The 25,577-nt window shown below is 49.5% G+C and carries 16 protein-coding genes, 2 tRNA genes and 5 pseudogenes; 14 read left to right on the forward strand and 9 right to left on the reverse strand.

Features of this window, described 5'->3' with window-relative positions; genetic code table 11:
• Positions 1-18: 18 nt before the first annotated feature.
• The 5 genes and pseudogenes from DZ54_RS0104385 to DZ54_RS25175 form a co-directional block, all read right to left on the reverse strand.
• Positions 19-2,130, reverse strand: a complete 2,112-nt coding sequence (locus DZ54_RS0104385) for a methyl-accepting chemotaxis protein (RefSeq protein WP_025673213.1) — start codon at positions 2,128-2,130, stop codon at positions 19-21.
• A 142-nt stretch (positions 2,131-2,272) separates the two neighbouring features.
• Positions 2,273-3,184 (reverse strand): oligopeptide ABC transporter permease OppC, encoded by a 912-nt coding sequence (oppC, locus tag DZ54_RS0104390; RefSeq protein WP_025673214.1) that lies wholly within the window; start codon positions 3,182-3,184, stop codon positions 2,273-2,275.
• Between the two features lie 10 nt (positions 3,185-3,194).
• The gene (oppB, locus tag DZ54_RS0104395) at positions 3,195-4,115 is read right to left on the reverse strand and encodes an oligopeptide ABC transporter permease OppB (protein WP_025673215.1); all 921 of its coding nucleotides are present in this window, start codon (positions 4,113-4,115) and stop codon (positions 3,195-3,197) included.
• Positions 4,116-4,270: 155 nt separating this feature from the next.
• Positions 4,271-5,939, reverse strand: a pseudogene (locus DZ54_RS19065) (ABC transporter substrate-binding protein).
• Between the two features lie 673 nt (positions 5,940-6,612).
• Positions 6,613-6,777 carry a hypothetical protein gene (locus DZ54_RS25175; protein ID WP_164831554.1) on the reverse strand — a complete coding sequence of 55 codons (165 nt, stop codon included), beginning with the start codon at positions 6,775-6,777 and terminating at the stop codon, positions 6,613-6,615.
• A 799-nt stretch (positions 6,778-7,576) separates the two neighbouring features.
• Between DZ54_RS25175 and DZ54_RS0104410 the strand changes: the two genes are divergently transcribed.
• Together DZ54_RS0104410 and yvcK are read left to right on the forward strand one after the other, a co-directional pair.
• Positions 7,577-8,149 (forward strand): LON peptidase substrate-binding domain-containing protein, encoded by a 573-nt coding sequence (locus DZ54_RS0104410; protein WP_025673216.1) that lies wholly within the window; start codon positions 7,577-7,579, stop codon positions 8,147-8,149.
• A 336-nt stretch (positions 8,150-8,485) separates the two neighbouring features.
• A pseudogene (yvcK, locus tag DZ54_RS19070) lies at positions 8,486-9,365 on the forward strand (uridine diphosphate-N-acetylglucosamine-binding protein YvcK).
• Here the strand turns inward: yvcK and DZ54_RS0104420 are convergent.
• The 3 genes from DZ54_RS0104420 to uvrB form a co-directional block, all read right to left on the reverse strand.
• On the reverse strand, positions 9,312-9,671 hold the full coding sequence (locus DZ54_RS0104420) for an Hpt domain-containing protein (protein WP_025673217.1): 360 nt from the start codon (positions 9,669-9,671) through the stop codon (positions 9,312-9,314). The pseudogene yvcK and the gene DZ54_RS0104420 sit on opposite strands and share 54 nt — an antisense overlap.
• 13 nt (positions 9,672-9,684) lie before the next feature.
• Complete coding sequence (luxO, locus tag DZ54_RS0104425) at positions 9,685-11,148, reverse strand: quorum-sensing sigma-54 dependent transcriptional regulator LuxO (RefSeq protein WP_025673218.1); 1,464 nt, start codon at positions 11,146-11,148, stop codon at positions 9,685-9,687.
• Between the two features lie 298 nt (positions 11,149-11,446).
• The gene (gene uvrB, locus DZ54_RS0104430; RefSeq protein ID WP_025673219.1) at positions 11,447-13,474 is read right to left on the reverse strand and encodes an excinuclease ABC subunit UvrB; all 2,028 of its coding nucleotides are present in this window, start codon (positions 13,472-13,474) and stop codon (positions 11,447-11,449) included.
• A gap of 665 nt (positions 13,475-14,139) precedes the next feature.
• Here uvrB and DZ54_RS0104435 point away from each other — a divergent pair.
• The 10 genes and pseudogenes from DZ54_RS0104435 (at position 14,140) to gloA (ending at position 21,720) form a co-directional block, all read left to right on the forward strand.
• A tRNA-Asn gene (locus DZ54_RS0104435) sits at positions 14,140-14,215 on the forward strand.
• A gap of 37 nt (positions 14,216-14,252) precedes the next feature.
• A tRNA-Asn gene (locus tag DZ54_RS0104440) sits at positions 14,253-14,328 on the forward strand.
• Positions 14,329-14,734: 406 nt separating this feature from the next.
• The gene (gene rsxA / locus DZ54_RS0104445; RefSeq protein WP_025673220.1) at positions 14,735-15,319 is read left to right on the forward strand and encodes an electron transport complex subunit RsxA; all 585 of its coding nucleotides are present in this window, start codon (positions 14,735-14,737) and stop codon (positions 15,317-15,319) included.
• Positions 15,316-15,891, forward strand: coding sequence for an electron transport complex subunit RsxB (gene rsxB, locus DZ54_RS19075; protein ID WP_037353550.1), 576 nt, complete (start codon positions 15,316-15,318; stop codon positions 15,889-15,891). Before rsxA ends, rsxB begins: the two co-directional genes overlap by 4 nt.
• Positions 15,891-18,186: pseudogene (gene rsxC / locus DZ54_RS19080) on the forward strand (electron transport complex subunit RsxC). The gene rsxB and the pseudogene rsxC overlap by 1 nt, the downstream one beginning before the upstream one ends.
• A 5-nt stretch (positions 18,187-18,191) precedes the next feature.
• Positions 18,192-19,271 carry an electron transport complex subunit RsxD gene (rsxD, locus tag DZ54_RS0104465; protein ID WP_025673223.1) on the forward strand — a complete coding sequence of 360 codons (1,080 nt, stop codon included), beginning with the start codon at positions 18,192-18,194 and terminating at the stop codon, positions 19,269-19,271.
• A pseudogene (rsxG, locus tag DZ54_RS19085) lies at positions 19,268-19,905 on the forward strand (electron transport complex subunit RsxG). Before rsxD ends, rsxG begins: the two are co-directional and overlap by 4 nt.
• A complete protein-coding gene (locus DZ54_RS0104475; RefSeq protein WP_025673224.1) occupies positions 19,902-20,600 on the forward strand; it encodes an electron transport complex subunit E in 699 nt (232 codons plus the stop codon). The pseudogene rsxG and the gene DZ54_RS0104475 overlap by 4 nt, the downstream one beginning before the upstream one ends.
• Before the next feature lie 17 nt (positions 20,601-20,617).
• Positions 20,618-21,259: an endonuclease III gene (gene nth / locus DZ54_RS0104480; RefSeq protein WP_025673225.1), complete on the forward strand. Its 642-nt coding sequence runs from the start codon at positions 20,618-20,620 to the stop codon at positions 21,257-21,259.
• Positions 21,260-21,303: 44 nt separating this feature from the next.
• Positions 21,304-21,720, forward strand: a complete 417-nt coding sequence (gene gloA / locus DZ54_RS0104485; RefSeq protein ID WP_025673226.1) for a lactoylglutathione lyase — start codon at positions 21,304-21,306, stop codon at positions 21,718-21,720.
• A gap of 194 nt (positions 21,721-21,914) precedes the next feature.
• Here gloA and motY read toward each other — a convergent pair whose 3' ends face one another.
• Positions 21,915-22,841 (reverse strand): flagellar protein MotY, encoded by a 927-nt coding sequence (motY, locus tag DZ54_RS0104490; protein WP_025673227.1) that lies wholly within the window; start codon positions 22,839-22,841, stop codon positions 21,915-21,917.
• A gap of 210 nt (positions 22,842-23,051) precedes the next feature.
• Between motY and rnt the strand changes: the two genes are divergently transcribed.
• On the forward strand, positions 23,052-23,735 hold the full coding sequence (rnt, locus tag DZ54_RS0104495) for a ribonuclease T (RefSeq protein WP_025673228.1): 684 nt from the start codon (positions 23,052-23,054) through the stop codon (positions 23,733-23,735).
• A gap of 494 nt (positions 23,736-24,229) precedes the next feature.
• A pseudogene (locus DZ54_RS19090) lies at positions 24,230-25,506 on the forward strand (outer membrane protein transport protein).
• Positions 25,507-25,577: the final 71 nt, after the last annotated feature.

Below are 25,577 nucleotides of genomic sequence, written 5' to 3' on the forward strand. Positions count from 1 at the left end.
CGAGTTTATGAGCTAACGCTAGACTTTAAACTGGGCCGTGAGCGCTCGCTGACGGCCTGCCAGTGCCTCTAACTGACTGGCAATGCTGGCGGCTGACTCGGCATGCGACAATAGCTCATCACTGCGCTCACGAATATGGGTCACATTTTGGGTCACATCACCTGACACGGCGCTTTGTTGCTCTGCAGCCGCGCTGATTTCACTGTTAAGCCCAGTCATATCCTGCATCGCGGTACGAATTTGATCCAAACTTGTCACGGTTTCTTGCACTTTTTCCGCTGTATCATCCGCTAGCTTATTCCCATCATTAATGGCTGAGACGACTGACTGCGCACCGGATTGCAAGGCGTCAATCACCTCACGAATTTGAGAAATAGATTGATTCGTACGCTGTGACAAGTCACGTACTTCGTCCGCCACTACTGCAAATCCACGTCCTTGCTCACCGGCACGCGCCGCCTCGATAGCCGCATTTAACGCCAGCAAGTTGGTTTGCTCTGACATGGTATCAATCACCGTCAGGATCTCGGTGATGTCCTGGCTACTCTTTTGCAAAGCTTGGGCATCATGGGTCGCGCCGTTGAGCGTTTCCACCAAGCGCGTCATCGCCTGAGACGAACCCGTCACAATTTTTTCACCGTTTTCGGTGGCCGTATTGACTGCTGTTGCCGCAGTCAAAGCTGACTCGGTATGACTGGCGACCTGGGAGGCTGTCTGGGTCATTTCTTCTGACGCCGTGGCCACCGCATCCAGGCTCGACACTTGTTCGCGACTGCCATCTCGGGTTTGCGCGGCTACTCGCGCAGCTTCTTTGGCAGTATGTTCCGCTTCTGCAACGCTATTGATTACATCCGCCATGATAGGTTGGAGCTTATCCAGAAATCGGTTAAAGCGCCCCGCCAGTACGCCGATTTCATCACGATTTTTAAGCTGGATACGTTGCGTGAGGTCGCCATCACCATCTGCAATTTCTGCCAATCGCTCAGCCAGTAGTGTCAGGGGTTTAACAATTTGACGTGCCGCCACGCCGGCGATAGCCAAGGCGAGAAGAGTGGCTACAACCCCCAACGTACGCTCAGTCCACGCTGCTTGGCTGCGTTGTGCGGTAATTTGTTCGCTTAATTGGTTCGCCTCGGACAATAAAATATTTTCAGGCAAGGTGATAAGGGTTCCCCAGGTGCTCCCTGGCAAAGCAATCGGCACGTAGGTCATCAACTGACCGTTTTGCCACATAGCCTGAGGTTGCCCTTGCGTCAGCCACGTATTCATTGCATTTGGGGTCGATGGCAAATCATCTACCGTCCCGCCGATGGCTTGCGATTGATCAGACGCGACCAAGCGTCCCTCTTGGCTCAACACACTGACATTGCCGGCACCGTCAAACAACGCGTTATCTGCCGCGACAATCACTGACTGTAACCCGTCAAGACGGATATCAATCCCAAGTACACCCAGCACTTGTCCATCGCGCATTAGCGGTGAGGAAATAGTGACACTCAAGCTGTTGTCACCTTGTTCGGGCGCAGACACACAGGCCGCTCCCCGGCTCAGTGGACACTGATACCAGTGGTTCACCGCTTGTTGGCGACCATTTGTATTGTCATTATTAATTTGCGTTTCACTCAGAACTGAACCTTGTAGTTCATCGCCACGTTGTTGCCAGCGACTGGCAAAACGTCCTGCAGCATTGGCGCCACGTTCTGTATCGAGCTGATAAAAATCATCTTCTTGATCGAGTGCGTTAGGCTTGAACACCACAAACGCGGCTTGTACCGTATCGAAATTGTCGACTGAGCGCCGAACCAACTCATTGATTGAGCCGCGAAGCTCACCACTGTCGGTAAAATTTTGCTCAGCATTGTATTGCAGGTACACCACACTCTGCGCCAGCATTTGTGCACGGTACACGGCTTCATCCAGCGAGCGTTGAACATGGGTGGCTTGAACTTGTGCTTGGCTGGTAGCGAGACGCTGGGCAGCGCTACGTAACGTTTGCGTACTAGCTTGACTGACTGTTTGCTGAAACTGGTTATTCACGTAAGTCGAAAAAGCGAGCAAGGTTACCGCGGTAACGGCGACGCACAAACTGGCCACCAATGTGACCTTCCATTGAATAGAGAGAGATCGCATGACAGCTCCTTTGTCATTAGTCAGCAAAAATCTTTGCCGATTCTCATCCTTGAAACACTGATTTAACAGTAACAAAAAAGCGCAGGAAATAAACCTACGCTTTTCATATTATTGCGTTTTTTACTGTCGCAAAAACAGATGATTATCTGTCTTTTGGATCCAAGGCATCACGCAAGCCGTCACCGACATAGTTAAAACAAAATAGCGTAAGAACCATAAAGGTGGCCGGGAACAGCAACTGCCAGATTGCGATTTCCATGGTTTGTGCCCCTTCTTGCAACAAAGCCCCCCAGCTGGTCATTGGCTCTTGCACCCCCAGCCCCAAGAAACTGAGGAAAGATTCGAACAGGATCATGTTCGGGACCAGCAAGGTCGAATAAACCGCCACAATACCCAACACGTTCGGCACGATGTGGCGCGTAATAATATGACGCGTGCTGACACCGGAGACATGCGCCGCCTCAACAAACTCTTTACTGCGCAGACTCAGCGTTTGTCCACGGACAATACGAGCCATGTCCAGCCACGCAATACAACCAATGGCAACGAAGATCAGCACGATATTACGGCCAAAGAAGGTCACCAACACAATCACGAAGAACATGAATGGGATTGATTGTAAGATCTCAACCAAGCGCATCATTACGGCATCGGTACGACCGCCGATAAAGCCAGAGGTTGCGCCATATAATGTGCCTATTAGTACCGCGACTAGCGCACCCATCACACCGACCATGATGGAAATACGTCCGCCCATCATGGTGCGCGTAAACAAGTCTCGCCCGAGGGCATCCGTGCCGAACCAGTGGCCATCAAGACCCAGTGTCGGGGCCGAATGAATGGCATACCAATCGGTCGCATCGTAAGCGTAGGCACTCAGAGAGGGCCCAAATATGACACTCAAACCGATGATAATTAGGATCACCAAACTAGCCATCGCCGCTCGGTTACGTTTAAAACGTATAGTCGCATCCTGCCAGAGGCTTCGCCCTTTTACATCGACTTCTTCAGCGAAGCTTTCTAGGGCATCAATGTTTTCTTTTTTCGTCAGCATTATGTCACCCCTAGTAACGGATCTTAGGATCGATATACGCCAGCAGGATATCGACAATAGCGTTAAAAATAATCGTCAGCGCCCCGATCAGAATCGTACAGCCAAGCACTAATGAATAGTCGCGGTTAAACGCAGCATTCACAAATAGCTTACCGATACCGGGCAAACCAAAGATAGTTTCGATAACCACCGATCCGGTAATAATCCCCACAAAAGCGGGTCCCATGTAAGAAACAACGGGCAACATGGCAGGCTTTAAAGCATGTTTAACAATAATGGTTGGATAGCTAAGCCCTTTTGCTCGAGCAGTACGAATAAAGTTACTGTTCAACGTTTCGATCATACTGCCACGGGTCACACGTGCAAACGTGGCAACATAGAGCAACGACATCCCAATCACTGGCAGCACCATGAAGTGCCAGCCTCCCCCTTGCCAGCCACCTGCCGGTAACCAGCCCAAATTAATGGCGAAAATATAAATAAGCACAGGGGCGAGGACGAACGATGGCATCACCACCCCGAGCATCGCGGTGGACATAATGGTGTAGTCAATCCAGGTGTTTTGTTTGAGCGCAGCGATGGTGCCGATGGTGACCCCAAACAGAAGGGTGAACACAAATGCTATCGCGCCGATTTGCGCCGAAACCGGGAGCGAGCCTGCAATCAACTCATTCACAGAATAGTCAATATATTTAAACGAGGGACCAAAATCCCCTTGTAAGATATTGCCTAAATAGGTGGTGTACTGCTCAAACACCGGCTTATCTAAGCCGTATTTGGCATTAATATTTTCCATTACCGCAGGCGGCAATGGACGTTCACTTGAAAAAGGGTTGCCAGGCGCAAACCGCATCAAGAAGAAAGAAACAGTGATTAAGACCAACAACGTTGGAATCGCTTCCAAAATTCGCTTAGCGATAAATTTTAACATAGCTCTACCGTCAACATTAGCTCTAGCATAAGCATGAGCTGTTCCATGTTATTTTGAGAATCACAGCTAGCGCTGCCTGAGGTGATGTCACCAACCGCGACAACCAGCAAAGGAGTCGCGATGAGCGACCCCTTGCTGCACAGATGAATCAGGCGTTACTCCGCTTTGATGTAAAGATCCTTGGAAAAGATCTTCTCTTCCGCATTGTTGGCTGGGAAGCTCCCACTTGAGGCTAAGCAGACGCGCTTTTACATACTGATAAATCGGCGCAATCGGCATATCTTTTGCCATTTGTGCCTCTGCATCAAGATACAGTTTGCTGCGTTCCGCTTCATCGGTGGTGGTCATCGCTTTTTGCATGATAGCGTCATACGCTTGACTATCGTAGTGAACACCCCCTGCCGAATTAGAACTCCGCATCAAGCTGAGGAAAGTAGACGCTTCGTTATAATCACCACACCAACCGGCACGCGCCACGTCAAAGTTACCCTCATCTTTGGTGCTTAAGTAGGTTTTCCACTCTTGGTTATTCAGATCAACAGACACACCCAATTTGTCTTTCCACATTTGGCCAATCGCTACTGCCAGTTTTTTGTGGTTTTCACTGGTGTTATACAGCAGTGAGAAATCCAGTGGATTACTTTCATCAAACCCTGCCTCTTTAAGCAGACGTTTGGCTTCTGCATCACGCTCTTCTTGGGTCATCTTGGCGTATTCTGGTAACTCAGGTTCAAATCCGGCGGTGATTTCTGGTGTCAAGAAATACGCTGGTTTTTGGCCTTGGCCGAGCAACGCATCCGTGATCACGTTGCGGTCAATGGCATAAGACAGCGCTTTGCGTATACGGACATCGTCAAACGGTTCACGCTTGCTATTGAAGATGTAGTAATAGCTACACAGATTACCCACGATAGAGAGATCGTCTGGATGCTCGTTTTTCAAACGACGAAAATGCTCATTGGGGATTTCATAGGTCATGTCAATTTCACCGGCCAAATAGCGGTTCATCTCTGAGACTTGATTTTCAATTGGCAAGAAAGTGACTTTATCGAGTGTAGTATTTTCGTTATCCCAATACTGGTCGTTACGTGTTAATTCGATACGCTCGTTGATCACCCAGTTACCAACCACAAACGCGCCATTACCAACAAAGTTTTCCGGCTTGGTCCACTGATCACCATATTTTTCTACCGTTTCTTTATGCACTGGCTTCATGGTGGTGTGACCCATCATTTTCACCAAGTACGGTACCGCGGAGTCAAGCGTGATCTGTAGCGTGTGATCGTCGAGTGCTTTCACACCTAATGTGTCTTTGTCTTGGTCACCTTTGATGATGGCTTTCGCGTTCTCCATGTGGGTATAACCCAGGTACCATGAATAGGGCGACGCCGTCATCGGGTCAGCGACACGTTTAAAGCTGTATTCAAAGTCTTGCGCCGTAACGGGATCCCCGTTTGACCACTTAGCTTCATCACGCAAGTAGAAGGTAAAGACTTTGTTATCTTTGTTTTCCCAACGCTCAGCGACGCCAGGAATGACGTTACCGTCTGCATCCTGGTTAACCAGGCCTTCTAGTAAGTCACGAATAACATGCGACTCAGGCACACCTTGTGTTTTGTGTGGGTCGAGAGAAGCAACTTCCGCCCCATTACCACGAACCAGCTCTTGTACATCAGCAAGTTGAGGTTCGCCCGCGGCGGTTTCAGTTTTTTGTTCAGGGGCTGTTTGGGAGGTCTGTTTTTGCTCGGGTTCACTGCATCCTGCGAGAGCCAGAGAAAGGCCAGCGCCCATAAAGAGGGTTCGGGTGATCGTGTTTAGCTTCATCGTGTAACTCCATAACAATCGCTATTGCATCCATGACAATCGTCGCAGCCGGCGGAAGGGTCCACTTGCACAACTCAAAAAGTTGTACTACGCCTCGCTGCGCGACTAAAGGCAAAACATTACCAATCAACGCTATGTTTTGCCATAAACCTGAAGTATTTTGCCATAAAATGAGATTAAAAACTCATATTTCACTACATTAACGTCACATAAAAAAACGTTTAGCTGGTAAAGTAAAGATGACTTAGCACTTTATTCACCACAAAAGACAAAAAACGGTACAAATTACTGTTTATACTGAACCTTTGGGCGCTAACGCTAAAGCTTAACTGGCTAATGACTTGAGAGGCACACAAGCCTCTGCCTAGCGCTTTCATCTTAGAGACTTCAACTATCAATGCACACTAATGTTAATCAATTGTAACGCCGACACTAAACGCTATTTGTTAAAAAAACTCAACATAAATGCGAGTGTGTAATGTCAGATAGGTATCAAGGTCACAAAATACACAAGGTGTTATTGGGCCACTACACGCGTGCCAAATGCGAGGTGGGCGGCTTGAGGCTTTGACTTTAGCGGGGTTGGCGAGGCGTTTGGACATTCCAATTTTGCGTGTATAGCCAGCGTAGTACATATAGCCAGCGTGAAAACGCTGGCTATGGGTGATGCCAGTTATTTTTTGACTTCATCAGGGGTAAATGTTGGACTTTCATCCGCAGAGCGATCATGCGCCTGATCGTTGAGAGCATGGTGTTCCTCGCGGGCTTTCTCCATCTCTGGCATCACATTGTTTAACATTTCTTTCATTTTCTTATTGCTATAGCGCTTGTGTTTCATTGTGTCCTCCTGAACGGATCAGTGTTTGGCACAGTCACGCAAAGTAAATGCAACCTAGGTCGCTCGATTACTTTGGTACAAACCGCTTGTGCAATTTTTAAGCTACACCTTAGGCGACAAGAAAGCAAAACATGGCCATGTTACCGATTGCATCTATACCCACCTCATGATCCGCGATACAGAGCCAAAGCGGGTGTCGGCGTCTAACCGGTCAAATTTAAGAACATTAACTGATAATAATTCGCTTTTTAGACGAAATATCCATATTGAACACTTTTCAACCAAGCAATCTTGTTATTCGGTATCCTCTGTACCATCATAATAAGCAGACGGTGAGGTGTTCCCGCTCACCGTCTATTTTTCTTCCGACAAAAGAGTGACAAGCAAGATTATGAGACCACAAAGTTCAACCTCGCGCCCCCTGTGCGCACGCGTTCGCCATGGTTACAACCCGAATAAAGGAAAAAAACCTCGGGTTAATCGCTAACGCAGTGTTGAAGTGACGATGCGTCAATCTAATAGCCTCCCATGTTGGAGGCTATTTTTTATGCGGGCGATGAGTGCGCATTCGTTACGTTAATTTTTTCCTCTCGGCGATGATTTTTTGGCGGATACGTATTGCACAATGCGGGCAATGAAGCGGATTTGCGTTGCAAATTGCGATTTGTTCAGCCTCTAACATGGCTTAAAGCCATCAAAACGTGCCAGCACCCCAATACAGTTGCGTTTTAAAAAGTAGGCACCCCTTTTGCAGTATCTAGATTATTAGACCAAACCATTGCTCACCAGGGGGTGCACCATGGGACAATCAACACCGATTCTGTTCAACGATCGCCATATTTTACCGGGTGGGCGTATCCCTCTCCGGATCCCGACTGGGGAAGCATTGCATACACTGGTTTTTGCCTTAAAGCATGGCCTGCCTTTAGGTGTATGTATGGCTGAGAGCCACGCTCAGCGTCAGCATGCCAATATTGGGACCTTTATCGAAATTGAAGATTATACCCGCAGCCAAGAGGATGGGTGTTTGGTCGTCACTGCTCGCGGCATCGCGCGTTTTGCGGTTCAAGCGTTCAACCACCAGCATGCTGAGATGTTATTCGCGACCGTGAGCCCGCTCCCTCGTTGGCCTGACTGCCACGTCGATAAGCAAAGCGAGCCACTGGTTGAGCGCTTGCAGTCGATGTTTGAGCGCTACCCAGAGCTACAAAAAATGCATCGAGAAGCAGAATTCTCCAATTTAACTTGGTTATGCCAACGTTGGTTAGAGCTGTTACCACTGCCAACCGATGAAAAACAAGCATTAATGGCCAATAACTCTTGTGTCGCTACACGCGATTACTTGCTGAGTATGATGCAGGATCCTCACTAGCGGTCACTTCTCTTTTTGTGTTGCCTTGCTCATTGCGCCCATTTTTCTGTCTTTTTAGGGTGAGGGATAATGCACTGCGTTATCCCATTTTTTCACTTTTTATCATGCTTTTCTTCCCGCGCTCACATTTTCGCACCAAGCATTTCTTCTTCATTCGGACGATTAAGGTAACATTAGCGAAATTTTTCTGTCTGTTTAGGTCTTTCGGCAATGCGCCATCAAACCCAGTCTGATCCCGCTATTTCTCATCAATCTGCTTCCCGTCAAGCCGCTTCAGATCAAGCTGGCGCGGATCAAACATCTTCTAACTCAGACTCCGCTGCAGCTTCAACGCACATCGTCGCCATTGGCGGTGGGCATGGCCTAGGGCGAGTCTTATCAGCGTTAAGTGAGCATGGAAACCGCGTAACAGGCATTGTCACCACCACAGATAATGGCGGGTCGACCGGTCGTATTCGCGCTTGCCAGGGCGGCATTGCATGGGTGATATTCGTAACTGTTTGAATCAATTAATTACCGAACCGTCAGTCGGCTCCATGCTGTTCGAATACCGATTTAAAGGCAAAGGTGAGCTTAACGGCATAACTTAGGCAATTTGATCCTCACCGCATTAGATAATCTGTCGGTTAGGCCGCTCGAAGCGATACAGCTGATTCGAGATCTATTAGATGTGCGCCCGCACCTACTCCCCATGTCTGAACATCCGGCGGAATTAGCCGCATTGACCGCCGACGGTAAGACTGTCTCGGGGGAAACACACATTGATGAGCTCATTGCGCCGCCTACACGTTTGTTTCTCTCGCCAACCGTACCGGCCACACGTGAAGCGATGGATGCGATTACTCGTGCCGACATGATACTGCTCGGTCCGGGCAGCTTTTTAACCAGTGTGATGCCGCCTTTACTGGTTCCCGAACTGGGACGGGCGCTTAAACACACCCAGGCGAGCATTGTTTTTGTCCGCAATTTAGGTAAAGAAATCGGCCCTGCTGGTGAGATGTCTTTGGATACCATGTTGGCATGGTGCGAACGGGCAATGGGAGGCAAAAAGGTTGACGTTGTGCTGGGAGAGAAACGCGTGATCCAGCTTGATCCGTGCTACCAACAAAAAGAGGCCGAGCTGGCCTCTTCAAATCATCATTGGCGTCACGATAGGGACAAACTACGTCAAGCTATTGATGAAATCCTGCTCGACTGCCATCTCCCGGTATGTTGAGGCGGTGCCTTGCAGCATTTCCGTGAGTTCACCCAGATGATGCGACATCCACTCGCGCTGGCCTTGTCTGACACGCGATTCGCACTCGCGCGCCATTTCGGCTAAATCATCGGCACCAAAACTGGCCGCACTGCTTTTAATCGCATGGCTGATTTCACGGATTTGCTCAATTGATGGCGAGCCAGCCAGTTGAGAGTGATACTGAGATAACTCATCACTGAATACAGTGAGCAAAACGGTCACCGTATCCTCTCCCACTTCTAACGCCAATCGACGTAATGTTTCAGTATTTACTGTGGTGGCCATACTTCCGTTCCTATCATTCATTCGCCGCAGCTTTTTGCCAAGCTTGTAGTTTTCGGTACAAGGTTGAAGGGCTGACTTCAAGTAACCCCGCCGCTTGCGGGATATTGCCGTTACACGCATCAATTGCCGCTTCAATGGCGCGCTTTTCGGTTTTCCATAAAGGTTCGATATCCGCTTTACTCAATGATGATAGCGTTGAATCTGACGATTCTCGCGTCACCGAGTTACTCGACGAAAAGGTACTCGTCGCCACTTCTGACCCAGCGTTATGCTGCTCTGATGCAATTTTGGCACCAGAAACGCGATTGACAGGAGGAGGAAGCATTTCTTTGCTGACTTCTTCGCCATTATGCAGTACAACGATGTTACGCAACACGTTTTGCAGTTGTCGCACGTTACCCGGCCAGTCGTAATCTAGCAGCAGATCGGCAACGTCATCACTAAAGCGACAGAAGTCTTTTCCTTCTTCGGCAGAAAACACAGCGAGCAGGGCATTGGCAATCGTGAGCACATCTTCACCGCGCGCTCTTAAAGGCGGCAGCTCCAGTGGGATCACATGCAGGCGATAATAAAGGTCTTCGCGAAACTTCCCTTGCTGAACCTGAAGCCAAGGATCCCGGTTGGTGGCACAAACAAATCGAACGTCTACGGTTTTAACTTGCGAAGAGCCGACTTTTTGAAAACTCCCCGTTTGAATGAAACGTAGCAATTTGGATTGCAAATCCATATCCATTTCGCAAATTTCATCCAAAAAGAGGGTCCCGCCATCGGCCATTTCTGCCGCCCCTTGGCGCTCAGCCGCTGCCCCGGTAAAGGCCCCTTTGACATGACCAAATAGTTCACTTTCAATCAGATCTTTAGGGATGGCGGCACAGTTTAGTGCAATAATAGGCTTGGTACTGCGGGTACTCGCGGCATGAATGGCCTCGGCACAGACCTCTTTCCCGGTGCCGCTTTCACCAGTGATAAAAACTGTGGCTTTGCTTGGCGCTGCCGACTCAATCACTCGATAAACCGCCTGCATGGGTAAGCTACTGCCGATAAAACCGTGATATTCGCTGTCTTGCTTGCTCGCTTTAGATTGATGGCTGGGCTTAGGCTTGAGCGATTTATTGACCGTGACACGCAATTGATCAGCTTCACAAGGCTTGATTAAGAAGTCATTGGCACCATGGCGCATCGCGTCAACCGCCGCATCAATGGAACCATGCGCGGTCATAATAATGACAGGTAGGTCTGGCGCGACCGCACGGATTTTCGCAAGCACATCGATACCCGACATATCGGGAAGACGCAGATCCAGGATAATCAAAGAGAGCTGATCGCCTTCTTGCTCAAAGAAAGTCAGCGCATCCTGCCCCATGCCCACAATGGTGACATCGACATCCAAGGGGTTTAAATACGATCTATATAGCGCCGCGACCGACGCCGTATCTTCCACCATCAATATTCGTTTATTGGGTGACAGTGCTGGCATTTATCCTCCAAGAGTCACATCGCTGCCTGTGGTCTTCATAGACCCTAATAATATTCATTGACTTAGTTGCACGAGCGTATGCGAAATGCGTTGCATTATGCAATTTTCCCGCATTGTATCCTTGCTCGTCCGTTAAAACCACACGTTTTGTCGATGTAATCGTCTTTTTAATTTTTGGCACGCCAAATGCATTCTAGTTAGTGACCCTGAGGGGTCACCTAGCCAACTGACGTTGTTTGTGAGTTATTACTCACTGAAACACTGTAGCCAACCTGACTTTTAGGTTTGCTTTTTTTATCTAGCTGTTGGCAATAAACTGCTCTCGCAACGCTTGTAGCTGATCGCGCAATTGTGCTGCCGTTTCAAATTCAAGGTTTTGTGCGGCTTCAAACATTTGACTTTCAAGCTTCTTGATTTCTGCATCAATCGCTTGCGGGGGTTTAAAGGCATAATCCGCATCTGGCTCTGCAACGGCACGTAGCGATTTCGCAGATGATCGACTCGCCTTGCTCCGTTTTCCGGTGCCAATTTCCATCACGTCCATCACTTTTTTGTTCAGTTTTTGCGGCGTGATGCCATGTTCTTCGTTGTAAGCCACTTGCTTGACGCGACGCCGGTCGGTTTCATCAATCGCACGTTTCATCGATTTGGTGATCCGATCACCATATAAAATCGCCTTACCGCGCAGGTTACGTGCAGCACGGCCAATGGTTTGAATCAACGAGCGCTCAGAGCGTAAGAAGCCTTCTTTATCTGCATCTAAAATCGCCACTAGGGAAACTTCTGGCATATCAAGCCCCTCTCGCAGCAAGTTAATCCCCACCAAAACATCAAATTCGCCAAGTCGAAGATCGCGAATAATCTCCATGCGTTCAACCGTATCAATATCAGAATGCAGATACCGCACACGCACACCATGTTCTTGCATGTATTCGGTTAAGTCTTCCGCCATGCGTTTGGTCAATGTGGTCACAAGTACCCGCTCATCCAGTTCTCGGCGGGCGCGGACTTCTGAGAGTAAATCATCAACCTGCGTCGCAACCGGGCGCACTTCAATTTCAGGGTCAATAAGCCCCGTCGGTCGCACCACTTGATCGATGATGTCTGACCCTGATTTCTCTTGCTCATAATTGCCCGGCGTCGCCGAGACATAAACCGTTTGTGGGGCGAGTGCTTCAAACTCATCAAACTTCAGTGGCCGGTTATCCAACGCCGACGGTAAGCGAAACCCGTAATCGACCAGCGTTTCTTTACGTGATCGATCACCTTTGTACATGGCACCAATCTGAGACACCGTCACGTGAGATTCATCGATAATCAACAAGCCATCGGCGGGCAAATAGTCAAATAATGTTGGCGGCGGCTCACCTTGAGCACGACCACTCAAGTAGCGTGAGTAGTTCTCGATCCCCGAACAATAACCCAGCTCATTCATCATCTCGATATCAAACTGCGTGCGCTGTGTTATCCGTTGCTCTTCCAACAGCTTGTTATTTTCAAGCAGCGTTTTTTTGCGATCGGCAAGTTCCACTTTTATCTGTTCAACCGCTTCCAAGATACGCTCTCGCGGGGTGACATAGTGCGTTTTGGGGTAAATCGTACAACGCGGCATATCTTTAACGCTGACTTGACCAGTCAGTGGGTCAAAAACGCTAATGGTTTCAACTTCGTCATCGAAAAGCTCAACCCTGATAGCATCTTTATCTGACTCGGCGGGGAAAATATCAATTACTTCCCCGCGAACTCGGAATGTACCGCGTTCAAATGCCATATCATTGCGGGTATATTGTAGTTCCGCGAGACGCTGTAAAATCGTCCGTTGATCCAGCAAATCACCGCGTCGGATGTGTAACATCATTTTCAAATACGCATCGGGATCACCCAAGCCGTAAATCGCCGATACCGAGGCCACAATGACGACATCACGCCGCTCCATTAAGGCCTTGGTCGCCGACAGCCGCATTTGTTCGACCTGATCATTGATTGACGCGTCTTTTTCGATAAAGGTGTCTGTTGAGGGAACATAAGCTTCTGGCTGGTAGTAATCGTAATACGAAACGAAATACTCCACCGCGTTGTCAGGAAAAAACTCACGCATTTCACCATAAAGCTGAGCCGCCAGGGTTTTATTCGGCGCCAATATCATGGTCGGTCGGTTCAGTTCCGCAATCACATTGGCCATTGTGAATGTTTTACCTGAGCCCGTTACCCCCAATAAGGTTTGGTGAGCGAGCCCCGCATCGAGACCCTCACATAATTGACTTATAGCTTCAGGCTGATCGCCCGATGGTTGAAAAGCAGAATGCAGCGAAAACGTTTTACTCATGAAGCGGTCCTATTGGGTCGTCTGACCAAGTGATCTTATTGTCCTGACTCAACTAGCGGAGTCAACGACTCTGACTGCTTACTGGTTGCCTGAGTACTTACTAGTTGATAGTAAAATACGATCTTTTTCGCATGGGGTTCTTGATCTGAAAATCGGTCCTAGGTAGTCTATTGGTCCGCTTTTGGAACCCTTATTCCCCTTCTCCCCAAAAATTCGCAACATTCAATGATCACCACTGTATTTATCCCCGATACTCAGCGGCTGATGGAAAAATAATCTGTGCATAATATTGAACTTTCATCACAATGGCACTCGCGCACAACCACGTTAAAAAAAACCATAAAAATCAGCCTACTAAAAAATATGCAACCGTTTTCCCATCAGTAGTTGTTCGCATAAAATCAGTCATATAGCGCGTTTATCAAGATTCACGCACACGGTTATCCACAGAATCTGTGGGTAACCACTGAAACCCCTTGCCTCACTGGATGAATAAAAGTCAAGTCCAAGTACGTGCCATTGTTCAATCGAGCACCACCCTGATGTTTTTATCAGCGATAGCGGCTAGCTTTTCAGCAGTCAGTTGAAAAGATAGATTTTCTTGGCGTTGATGAGTTGACACCTTTTGAGGTGATCGTTACTATTCGCCTCGTTCTCAAGGCGATTCCCCTATAGTTCAGTTGGTAGAACGGCGGACTGTTAATCCGTATGTCACTGGTTCGAGTCCAGTTGGGGGAGCCAATCCTTGAAAACACAAAGATCACAATAGCAAATCTATTCCCCCTTAGTTCAGTTGGTAGAACGGCGGACTGTTAATCCGTATGTCGCAGGTTCGAATCCCGCAGGGGGAGCCATCTTCTTAATTCAACGTTATTCTTTCCAAGTCATTGTTTGATCTGCTACGCAGATTATGTCGCAGGACTGGGCGTCCCCGTTTAATCCCGCAGGGGGGAGCCATCTTCTTAATTCAACGTTATTCTTTTTCTTTCCCTTATCTCAATCTTTATTCTGTCGAAGCTGACTGAGTTGTCGGCCTTGCTCCCGAATGCTCGCTGAATCGGCCTCGCATTTTTATATTGATCGTCCCCTCTCTTCTGCCACTACTCTTTATTAGGCATTAGCAAATCAAGCAGGTTGCAAATCAAGCGTCACTGATCGCTTACAGCGAGTCAGGCAAAAACCCTGCTTGAAGGCGGTTGTTATAGCCGCTTCAAAGGTCGATAATAGGCAGATCACAAAAACACTAAATGATTAAATAGCATGGTTGAGTATTTGTTGCTATTAGTGGGCACGGTATTGGTCAATAACTTCGTTCTGGTGGAGTTTTTAGGCCTGTGTCCATTTATGGGCGTATCAAAAAAACTAGAGACAGCGATTGGCATGGGCCTAGCGACCACGTTTGTGCTGACCCTGGCGTCGGTGAGCTCGTATCTGGTTGAAACCTATATTCTCATTCCATTAGATCTTGGATACCTGCGCACGCTGAGTTTTATCCTGGTCATTGCCGTGGTCGTGCAATTCACCGAGATGGTGGTGCATAAAACCAGCCCCACGCTACATCGGTTGTTGGGCGTATTTTTGCCACTGATCACCTCAAACTGTGCGGTGTTGGGTGTTGCCCTGCTCAACGTTAAACAGCAACACAGCTTTATTGAATCCATCATCTATGGTTTTGGTGCGGCTTGTGGTTTCTCGTTGGTGTTGATTCTGTTTGCCGCGATGCGTGAGCGTATTGCGGCGGCTGACGTACCGGCTCCATTTAAAGGCGCATCAGTTGCCATGATCACCGCAGGATTAATGTCGCTCGCCTTTATGGGCTTTACTGGATTGGTGACCTTATCATGAGTGGAATAGTGATTGCAGTGGTTGTTATCGCTGCCCTCGCCGCCATTTTCGGTGCAATTTTGGGCTTTGCCTCGATCCGCTTTAAAGTCGAGGCCGACCCCATTGTCGATCAAATTGATGCCATCCTGCCACAAACGCAATGTGGCCAATGTGGTTACCCTGGCTGTCGACCGTATGCCGAAGCGATTGCCAATGGCGATGAAATCAATAAATGCCCCCCTGGCGGGCAACAAACCATCGAGAACCTCGCCAACCTGATGGGCGTTGAGGCAACAGAATTGGCGCATGATGAAGAAAAAAGCATCAAAACGGTTGCCTTTATTCACGAAGAAGACTGCATTGGCTGCACCAAGTGCATTCAAGCGTGTCCTGTCGATGCGATTGTCGGCAGCACCAAAGCCATGCATACCGTGATTGAACAAGATTGCACGGGGTGCGATCTCTGTGTCGCGCCTTGCCCGACCGATTGCATTGAGATGATCCCCGTCCAAGACACGCCAGAAACCTGGAAGTGGCAGCTCGACCAAATTCCGGTAGTGAACATAACCGACAATCAGGGGGCACGCGCCTGATGGAAAGCCTCATTGAGCAAATTAAACACGGTCAGATCTGGGATTTTCACGGTGGCATTCATCCCCCCGAGCACAAAACCCAGTCCAACCAAGGCGCGATTCTCGAGCGTATACTGCCGACTGAACTGGTTATTCCTTTAAAACAACATATTGGCAGTAAAGGAAAGCTACTCATCAGCCAAGGCGATCAGGTCTTTGCCGGGCAAGCAATTACTGAAACCGACATTCAACAATGTGTGCCAGTGCATGCCCCCACTTCAGGCACCGTGATTGCAATTGAAGATAGAACCATCGCCCATCCTTCGGGATTATCCGATCGTTGTGTGGTGATTCAACCTGACGGTAACGATAATTGGGGCGCAAAACCGGCCTTTACTGAGTATCTCACCCAAACACCTGAACGCCTGATTGATCACATTCGCGCCATGGGCATTGCGGGAATGGGGGGAGCCGGTTTCCCTACCGCCCGCAAACTACAAACTGGCCTGGCACGAACCGAGATACTGATCATCAACGCCGCCGAGTGTGAGCCTTATATCACCGCCGACGATCGCTTGATGCAAGATTGCGCCGATGAAATCGTCGCGGGCATCCAAATTCTCAACCACATTGTTAAGCCAAAACTGGCGGTGATTGGTATTGAAGATAACAAGCCCGAGGCGATTGCTGCGTTAAACGCCGCCGTTGAGGATGACATCCTCATTCAAGTGGTGCCGACTAAATATCCATCAGGGGGTGAAAAACAGCTACATCCAACTGATCACGGGAAAAGAGGTACCGGCCAAAGCCTTTCCAGCTAGCATCGGCGTGTTGATGCAGAATATTGGTACCACGTATGCGATTAAACGCGCCGTGCTAGACGGTGAACCGCTTATTAAGCGCGTGGTAACCCTGACCGGAAAAACGCTCAAAACCCAACAAAACCGCTGGGCACTGTTGGGCACGCCGATTGGCGAATTATTATCGCAACACGGTTATAAAGCGGATAAAAAACAGCCGCGGGTCATTATTGGCGGCCCGATGATGGGCTTTACCGTTCCCCATGCGCAAGTGCCGATTACCAAGACCACTAACTGTGTATTGGTACCGACGCGTAAAGAAATTGCGCCTGCAAAGCAAGAAATGGCCTGTATTCGTTGCAGTGCCTGTGCCGATGTATGCCCCGCGCATCTTCTCCCGCAGCAGCTGCAGTGGTACGCCAAAGATCAAGATTATGACAAGTGCCAAGATTACGATCTATTCGATTGTATCGAGTGTGGCGCCTGTGCTTATGTCTGCCCCAGCGAGATTCCGCTGGTTCAATATTACCGTCAAGCTAAAGCCGAAATCCGCGAGATTGAAGCAGAAAAAGAGGCGGCCGAACGGGCGCGCCAACGCTTTGAAGCCAAAAAGGCGCGGATGGAACGAGAAAAGCAAGAGCGAGAAGAAAAACACCGCAAAGCGGCAGAACGTCGCAAACAAACGGCACAACAAAATGCCGGCTCTGGCGATGCGTTAAATGCGGCAGTTGAGCGGGTGAAGGCGAAAAAAGCGGCGCAATCGGCGGATAAGGACGTGAAACCCGCAGTCGCCGCGGCAATTGCACGCGCAAAAGCCAAGCAAGCCGAGGCGGCGAAAACCGGCAGTGATGAGCCAGATAACAGTGAAATGATGAAGTTGCGTGAAGAACGCAAACAGCAAGCCCGAGCGCGCAAAGCGGCGAAAGAGGCACAGAAACCGGCGCAAGCTACAGCGTCCAAGGCGGCATCAGAAAACACTGACAGCCAAGATGATAAAAAAGACGCCGTAGCCGCTGCCATTGCCCGTGCTAAGGCCCGTAAAGCCGCGCAGCAAGGCGAATCAAGCTCTGATTCATCGGCTCCGGCTGAAAGCCAAACAGCAACAGCCAACGAAACGTCAGACACTGCCGAGGCCAGCGACAAAAAAGCCGCCGTAGCGGCTGCCGTCGCCCGTGCCAAAGCGCGTAAAGCCGCGCAGCAAGACGATGCCAAGACTGAACCGGCATCCGATGCCGAGACACCACCTGCATCAACAAGCAACGCGTCTACGGATGACCCTGCCAGCGACAAAAAAGCCGCTGTCGCCGCTGCGGTTGCCCGTGCTAAGGCGCGTAAAGCCGCGCAGCAAGACGATGCCAAGACTGAACCGGCATCTGGTGCCGAGATGCCACCTGCATCAACAAGCAACGCGTCTGCGGATGACCCGGCCAGCGACAAAAAAGCCGCTGTCGCCGCTGCGGTTGCCCGTGCCAAAGCGCGCAAAGCCGCTCAACAAAAACAAGATAATAAGGAATAACCAACGTGGCGTTTTTCATTGCAAGTTCACCACACGCCCACAATAAGCGCTCCACCAGCTATATTATGCTGACCGTTCTCCTGTGCGCATTACCAGGGCTCGCGGCGCAGTGGTATTTCTTTGGTTGGGGCGTATTGATCCAGTTAACACTCGCCGTTTTCACGGCCTGGACAACAGAAGCCCTGGTGATGCGATTACGTCGCCGTCCGGTGATGGCTTATTTGCGTGATAACAGCGCACTACTAACGGCGTTCCTTTTGGCTGTCGCGATTCCCCCCATGGCACCTTGGTGGGTGATCGTGATTGGTACCGCGTTCTCGATTATTGTTGCCAAGCATATCTATGGTGGACTGGGACAAAACCTGTTTAACCCCGCCATGGTCGGCTATGTGGTCTTGTTGATCGCATTTCCAGTACAAATGACCACCTGGCTGCCGCCCGAAAGCCTCGCCACCCATGCATTAACCTTCAGTGACACCTTAACAGCAATTTTCAGTGGCTACACGTTGGACGGCTTTAGTGTCAACCAACTCCGGATGACCGTCGATGGTGCGACCATGGCCACGCCACTGGACACCATAAAAACCGCATTAGCCGGTGGGCAAACCGTTAGTGAAGCCTTGCAACAGCCTGTCTTTTCTGCCGTTGGTGGCAAAGGCTGGGCCTGGGTGAATACGCTGTACCTACTCGGTGGTTTGGTGTTGATTCAACGCGGTGTGATCAACTGGCATATTCCAGTTGCGGTTCTCGCCGCCTTGTTGGTCTGCTCACTATTGGGCCACTTGATTGCCCCTGATCAGTTAGCGTCACCGCTGATTCATTTACTGTCTGGCGCGACCATGCTGGGGGCATTTTTCATCGCCACCGATCCGGTCTCCGCTTCCACGACGGACAAAGGGCGCTTGTGGTTCGGCGGCCTCATTGGGATGTTGGTGTACTTGATCCGTACTTGGGGTGGCTACCCCGACGGTGTCGCGTTTGCAGTGATTATCGCTAACTTATGCGTGCCTTTGATTGATTACTACACCAAACCGAGAACTTACGGCCATGCCAATAAGCGGGCAGAGAAGAAGTCACAGTCATGATTGAAACAATACGAAAACATGGGGGCATTTTGGCGGTTGCGGCTCTCTTATCCACCGCATTAGTGGCGGTTACCAATGCGCTTACGGAAGACACGATTAAAGAGCAGCAACAAATTCAGTTATCCAAAGCGCTCAACCAGGTGATCCCAAAAGCGCGGCATGATAACGCGCTTCACCGCAGCTGCCGCCTGGTGACAAACTCAGACGCACTCGGCACCGACGAGGCGCAGCCTTTTTATGTAGGGACCTAAACGGCGAAGTCACTACCGTCGCCATTCAAACCATCGCGCCCAATGGCTACAATGGTGCCATTAAAGTGTTGATCGGGATGGATGCCACCAGTCATCAAGTACTGGGCGTACGCGTTCTCGAGCACAACGAAACTCCTGGACTGGGTGACAAAGTGAGCTTGCGTGTCTCGGACTGGATACGTAGCTTTAGCGGCAAAACCGTCACCAGTAAAGAAAATAAACGCTGGGCAGTCAAAAAAGACGGGGGTCAGTTTGATCAGTTTACCGGCGCCACTATCACGCCCCGAGCGGTGGTCACCGCGGTAAAAAAAGCCGCTTGGTTTGTGAGCCAACAACAAGCCGCTTTGGTTAACCAACCTGCTAATTGCGGAGGTACGTCATGAATAGTGCTCACAAGGAGCTGATGAAAAATGGCTTATGGAGTAACAACCCCGCGTTTGTTCAGCTGCTGGGGTTGTGTCCACTGCTTGCCGTTTCTGCCACCGTCACCAATGCGCTAGGCCTAGGCATTGCGACCCTAGCTGTGCTAGTAGGCTCTAACTTAATTGTGTCTGTGATCCGAGAATGGGTGCCTAAAGAAGTGCGAATCCCCATTTTCGTGATGGTGATTGCTTCACTGGTTACCTGTGTGCAATTGGTGATGAATGCGTATGCTTACGGCCTTTATCAATCGCTCGGGATCTTTATCCCCTTGATTGTCACCAACTGTATTATTATCGGCCGCGCAGAAGCCTTTGCCTCTAAAAATCCGGTTGGTTTATCCGTTAGTGACGGTTTTTGGATGGGAACGGGCATGACCGCTGCACTGGTGATACTCGGCGCAATTCGAGAAATTATTGGCAACGGCACCTTGTTTGATGGCGCCGATCTATTACTCGGTGATTGGGCCTCGGTGCTACGGATTGAAATTTTCCAATTCGACACCAAATTCTTATTGGCGATATTGCCACCCGGGGCGTTTTTAGCGGTGGGGTTTTTGATCGCCCTTAAAAATATCATTGATACCCATCTTGCGAGAAAGACAGAATCCGACGAAAAACCAGTGATTGAACGTGCGCGGATCACCGGCAATCAGTGACACGGCAGGATAGGTAAATGAATAAAGAAAAACGACAACAGATTTTGGAGCGGCTGCGAGATAACAATCCAACGCCGCAAACAGAGCTTCATTGGTCTACCCCTTTCGAGTTGTTGATTGCAGTGTTACTGTCTGCGCAAGCTACCGATGTGAGTGTCAATAAAGCCACTGACAAGCTTTATCCTGTCGCCAATACGCCCGACGGGCTGCTGGCATTAGGCGTTGACGGTGTGAAGTCGTATATCAAAAACATCGGCTTGTTTAATTCCAAAGCGGAAAACGTGATTAAAACCTGTCGTGCGCTGATCGAACAGCACGGTGGTGAGGTGCCAGAGAACCGCGAAGCGCTAGAAGCCTTACCCGGTGTGGGGCGAAAAACCGCCAATGTCGTGCTTAACACTGCATTTGGTTGGCCCACCATCGCCGTGGATACGCATATTTTCCGCGTCTCAAATCGCACCAAGTTCGCGATGGGCAAAAACGTCAATGACGTAGAAGAAAAACTGAATAAAGTGGTTCCTAAAGCGTTTAAGGTCGATGTGCACCATTGGCTTATTTTGCATGGACGCTATACCTGCCTGGCACGCAAACCTCGCTGTGGCAGTTGCATCATTGAAGATTTATGTGAATATAAAGATAAAGTCTATCCAGACAGCTAACGCGATTTAAGGCGAGCACTGGCAAGAAATAAAGGAGCAACGTCATGTCTAACGGCAGAATTCTACACACCATGATCCGTGTCGGTGATTTGGATCGCGCGGTGAAGTTTTACACCGACGTAATGGGTATGCGTTTATTACGCACCAATGAAAACGAGCAATACAAATACAGCTTGGCCTTTGTGGGCTACAGCGACGAGTCTGACGGTGCGGTGATCGAATTAACCTATAACTGGGGCGAATCGGAATACGATCACGGCAACGCCTTTGGCCATATTGCCATTGGTGTCGATGATGTTTACGCCACCTGTGAGGCCATTCGTCAAGCCGGCGGTAACATCACTCGCGAACCAGGCCCAGTAAAAGGGGGTAGCACCGAGATTGCGTTTGTGACTGACCCTGACGGTTATAAACTGGAGCTGATTCAAAACAAGAGCGCGTCTGCTGGCTTAAACGGTTAACTGACACCTGCTCATGAAGGTCACACGCTTAACAAGGCAACCTTGATGATGGCGACAAAGCCAAGACGACAAAGCCCTGCTTTAAAGGCAGGGTTTTTTGTTTCTGTCTTTTTTATCACTGGCGCTCAATGCCAAGGGTTGCTCTACGTTTATCATCCCTCGCTAAGCGTCTAGCGCTGAGTGTTGGCTGTGCTTTAGAGCAAGGTCCTGCCTAGCGAGATCACCACACGACGGTTTTTACTCCGGCCAATAGGGTCTTCGTTATCGGCGACCGGTCGGCGCTCGCCATAGGCTTCAACCGTGATCCTGTCCTCAGGCAAGCCCAAAGACGTAAAATAGTCACGTAACTTCTTAGCCCGTCGCTCCGACATTTGTTGATTAGCAGCGCGCGTACCGCGTGCATCGGAATAGGTGGCGACCAGGATCAAATCAATATCATCGCTATAGCGCACAAATTCCGCAATTTGGGTTAAGCGTTGGCGGCTCGCTTTAGTGAGCTCATCGCTATTGTCTTGATAGCGCAACACGGTAAAGGAAATGTCCTCAAACGCGTAAGGTAATAAGGTGTTTAAGCAGCGGCTAAATTCTTGGTACGGTGCGCCAAACGCTACCGCAGACAATGCCACATCAACCTGACGCTGTTGGCGTCGCCAATCTTGAAAACTAAAGGTAGGAAAACGACCTTCTTCCAATTCGCTTAACATCGACCACGCGGTTTGACCGCCGACATAACCATCAAACTGTTGGAAAAACTTAAGCTGGTCCATATATCGGGCCGGTTCACCGGGCATCCAATCGGCCGGCATGGATAGCAACGACACCGGCGCCGTCTCTCCCATAGGACGTTGCATCTCCAACGAGAAATCTAAATTCATGTCTTTACTGGCACGTGAGGTAAAAGACGCAAGGCCATACCCGGGAATCGTATGCTGTAAACGGCATTCGATTGGCGTATCGATGGTCACCGTCCAGTTTGATTCGCCAAGCGATGCCACATATTGCTTGTTTGCATAAAGCGTATTTGCGTAAACATTACCCGCGCTAAAAAGCCCCACGGTGAGGGCCAGCGCGCCCGGCAACAGGGTGTGTATCAGGCATGGCTTAAAAAGGCGAGACGCCATTCTGGACTCCGAACTTCGCATGATTCTCTACACAGGCTTTATGATCGTTGGGTTTGCATCTTTGTATACCCAAAGAGGAGGCGAGCCGCGAGAGACGGTTTAACCAATAAGAGTAACTATAAAGGTATCGACGGGCAAGATGGTGACTTTAGCTTATCGTGCGGATTTGCGATAATCTCGCTCTGATTATTCTTAGTAAAGTGACATTGCATGAGCCAAGAAAGCGATCTAAACAGCCTTAAGGCCCGATTCCGTGGCTACTTTCCCGTTGTTGTTGATGTGGAGACAGCCGGGTTCAACGCCAATACCGACGCATTACTCGAAATTTGCGCGGTGACCCTAAAAATGGACGAGCAAGGCTGGCTATCGCCAGACAAAAAGCTGCACTTTCATGTCACGCCTTTCGAAGGCGCTAACCTAGAGCCAGCGGCCCTTGAGTTTACCGGCATTCGTGACCCCTACAGCCCCCTGCGTGGTGCAGTGGATGAGGGCGAAGCCTTGCGGGAAATCTTTAAGCTGATCCGTAAAGAGCAAAAAGCGGCAGAATGTCAGCGCACCATTATGGTCGCGCACAATGCCAATTTTGATCACAGCTTTGTGATGGCCGCTGCTGAACGCGCGAAGCTAAAGCGTAACCCCTTCCACCCTTTTGCCACCTTTGATACAGCCGCCCTAAGCGGCTTAGCACTCGGGCAAACCGTGCTAGCCAAAGCTTGCAAAACCGCTGATATTGCTTTTGATAACAAAGAAGCTCATAGCGCCCTTTACGATACCGAGCGTACCGCCGAGCTGTTTTGCGAAATTGTTAATCGTTGGAAGCGCCTAGGCGGCTGGCCTTTGCCCTCTGCGCCTGATGCACAGGAAGAGACGCCCGAATCAAATCCGAGCGCGTAAGCCTCCCACGCTTTTCCGTTTGATTGTTTCTTTCCGATTATGGCATTCATCAGGGTGCCATAACCGGCGTGTTCTCGCCGTTTTTCGCTCAACATGCGTGGACGACCCACAATAAACGCACGCTTTAATTGTTAACAACTTGTTTGTTGTCACATTTTTACGATCTTATTTTTACCTCGACGTAACCCGAATATTAACCACGATTAAACAGGCAAGTCAGAAGATTCATCAATTAATATGGCGCCAAAGAGGGACTGATGTGCCTATTTGGCTCGCTAGAGTATTTGCTTAAAACAATCAATAGAAACATATATCACCTAAGCAGATAACACCCTGCATTGTCTCCTTTAAAACCTACCTTTAACAAATGCGAAACAGGTGCCACTATTAAACCTGTAGAACATCCGACCACTTCTCTCGCCCACGTAAGATGGGCTTTGAAGCGGCGGCCCCAAAGAACAAGAAGCTTAATTAACATAGGAGTGAGGCGCGTTATGTCATCACTATTTAAGAAATCGCTAGTGGCAACCAGTTTATCTTTGTTAGCCGTGCAAGCACACAGTGCCGGCTTTCAAGTATCAGAAACCTCGGTATCCGGTTTGGGGCGTGCTTTTGCCGGTGAAGCCGCTATCGCAGATAATGCCGCCGTCGGCGCACGCAACGCCGCTGCCCTAACCCGTTTTAACACCACCGCGTTCTCGGGCGGCTTAACCATTATTGACCCAGAAGTGCATGCAGATGTTGAAAGTGCCAGTAACGGTGCTGTTCCAAAATCTCAGTTAGAGGCTTTGGGCTTATCAACAGAAGAAAAAGATCTCGCTCCCACCGAATATGTCCCTAATTTCCATTTGATCCAACCGATTGATGATCGGTTGGCAGTGGCTTTTCAGCCTTCTCTAATTTCGGTTTATCTACCGAATACTCTAAAGACTTTGCGGCGGGCGTTGGCGCGGGTGATACCTCTCTGGTCACCATGAATTTCAACCCTAACATCGCTTATAAACTCAATGATCAATGGAGTATCGGTGCAGGTATCAGTGCGATCTATGCCGATGCTGAATTGAACCGTTTTGCTGGGGCTGGAGCTGGAACAGCGCAACTTCCAGGGACAAGTGCACCTTCGGATCGCGTGGCTCACCTTAAAGGCGATGGCTGGGGCTTTGGCTGGAACTTAGGAGCGCTCTGGGAAATAGACGAGGATAACCGTCTTGGCCTTTCTTACCGTTCACAAACAGATGTAACGCTGGATGGCGATTATCAAGGGCTCTCATCAACAAACCAAACCGTTGACGGTGAGTTAAAGCTAAGTCTTCCTGAGATTATTGAGTTCTCGGGTTTCCACCAACTGAATCAACAAATCGCTTTACACTATAGCGCGATGCACATTGGTTGGGACACGTTCAAAGAGCTCAAAGCAACCAGTAAGCAATGCAATAACGGCGTATGTTTACAAAAAGACGAAAACTGGAACAATAGCTGGCGTTATGCGCTCGGTGCTACTTATACCATGGATCGACACTGGGCGTTCCGTGCCGGTTATGCCTATGATGAAAGCCCGGTTGATGCGAAAGACCGTACGCTAAGCATTCCGGATTCTGATCGTCAATGGTGGAGCTTAGGCACGACTTATACCGCCAATGAAAACCTCTCTGTGGATGCCGGCTTTGCCTTCCTTGACGGTGATCAAGTCGACGGTACCGAAGATGGATTTGCGTTCTCAGCCGGTGGTGATGCTTACATCTACGGTTTGCAGCTGAACTACTTGTTCTAATCTCTGCGGCTTAGCCATAACCCAATCAGCCGGCCAATTAAGGCCGGCTTTTTTTGATCTAGAGGCTGATT

The sequence above is a fragment of the Salinivibrio socompensis S35 genome, assembly GCF_000513715.1.
GTDB classification, from domain to species: domain Bacteria; phylum Pseudomonadota; class Gammaproteobacteria; order Enterobacterales; family Vibrionaceae; genus Salinivibrio; species Salinivibrio socompensis.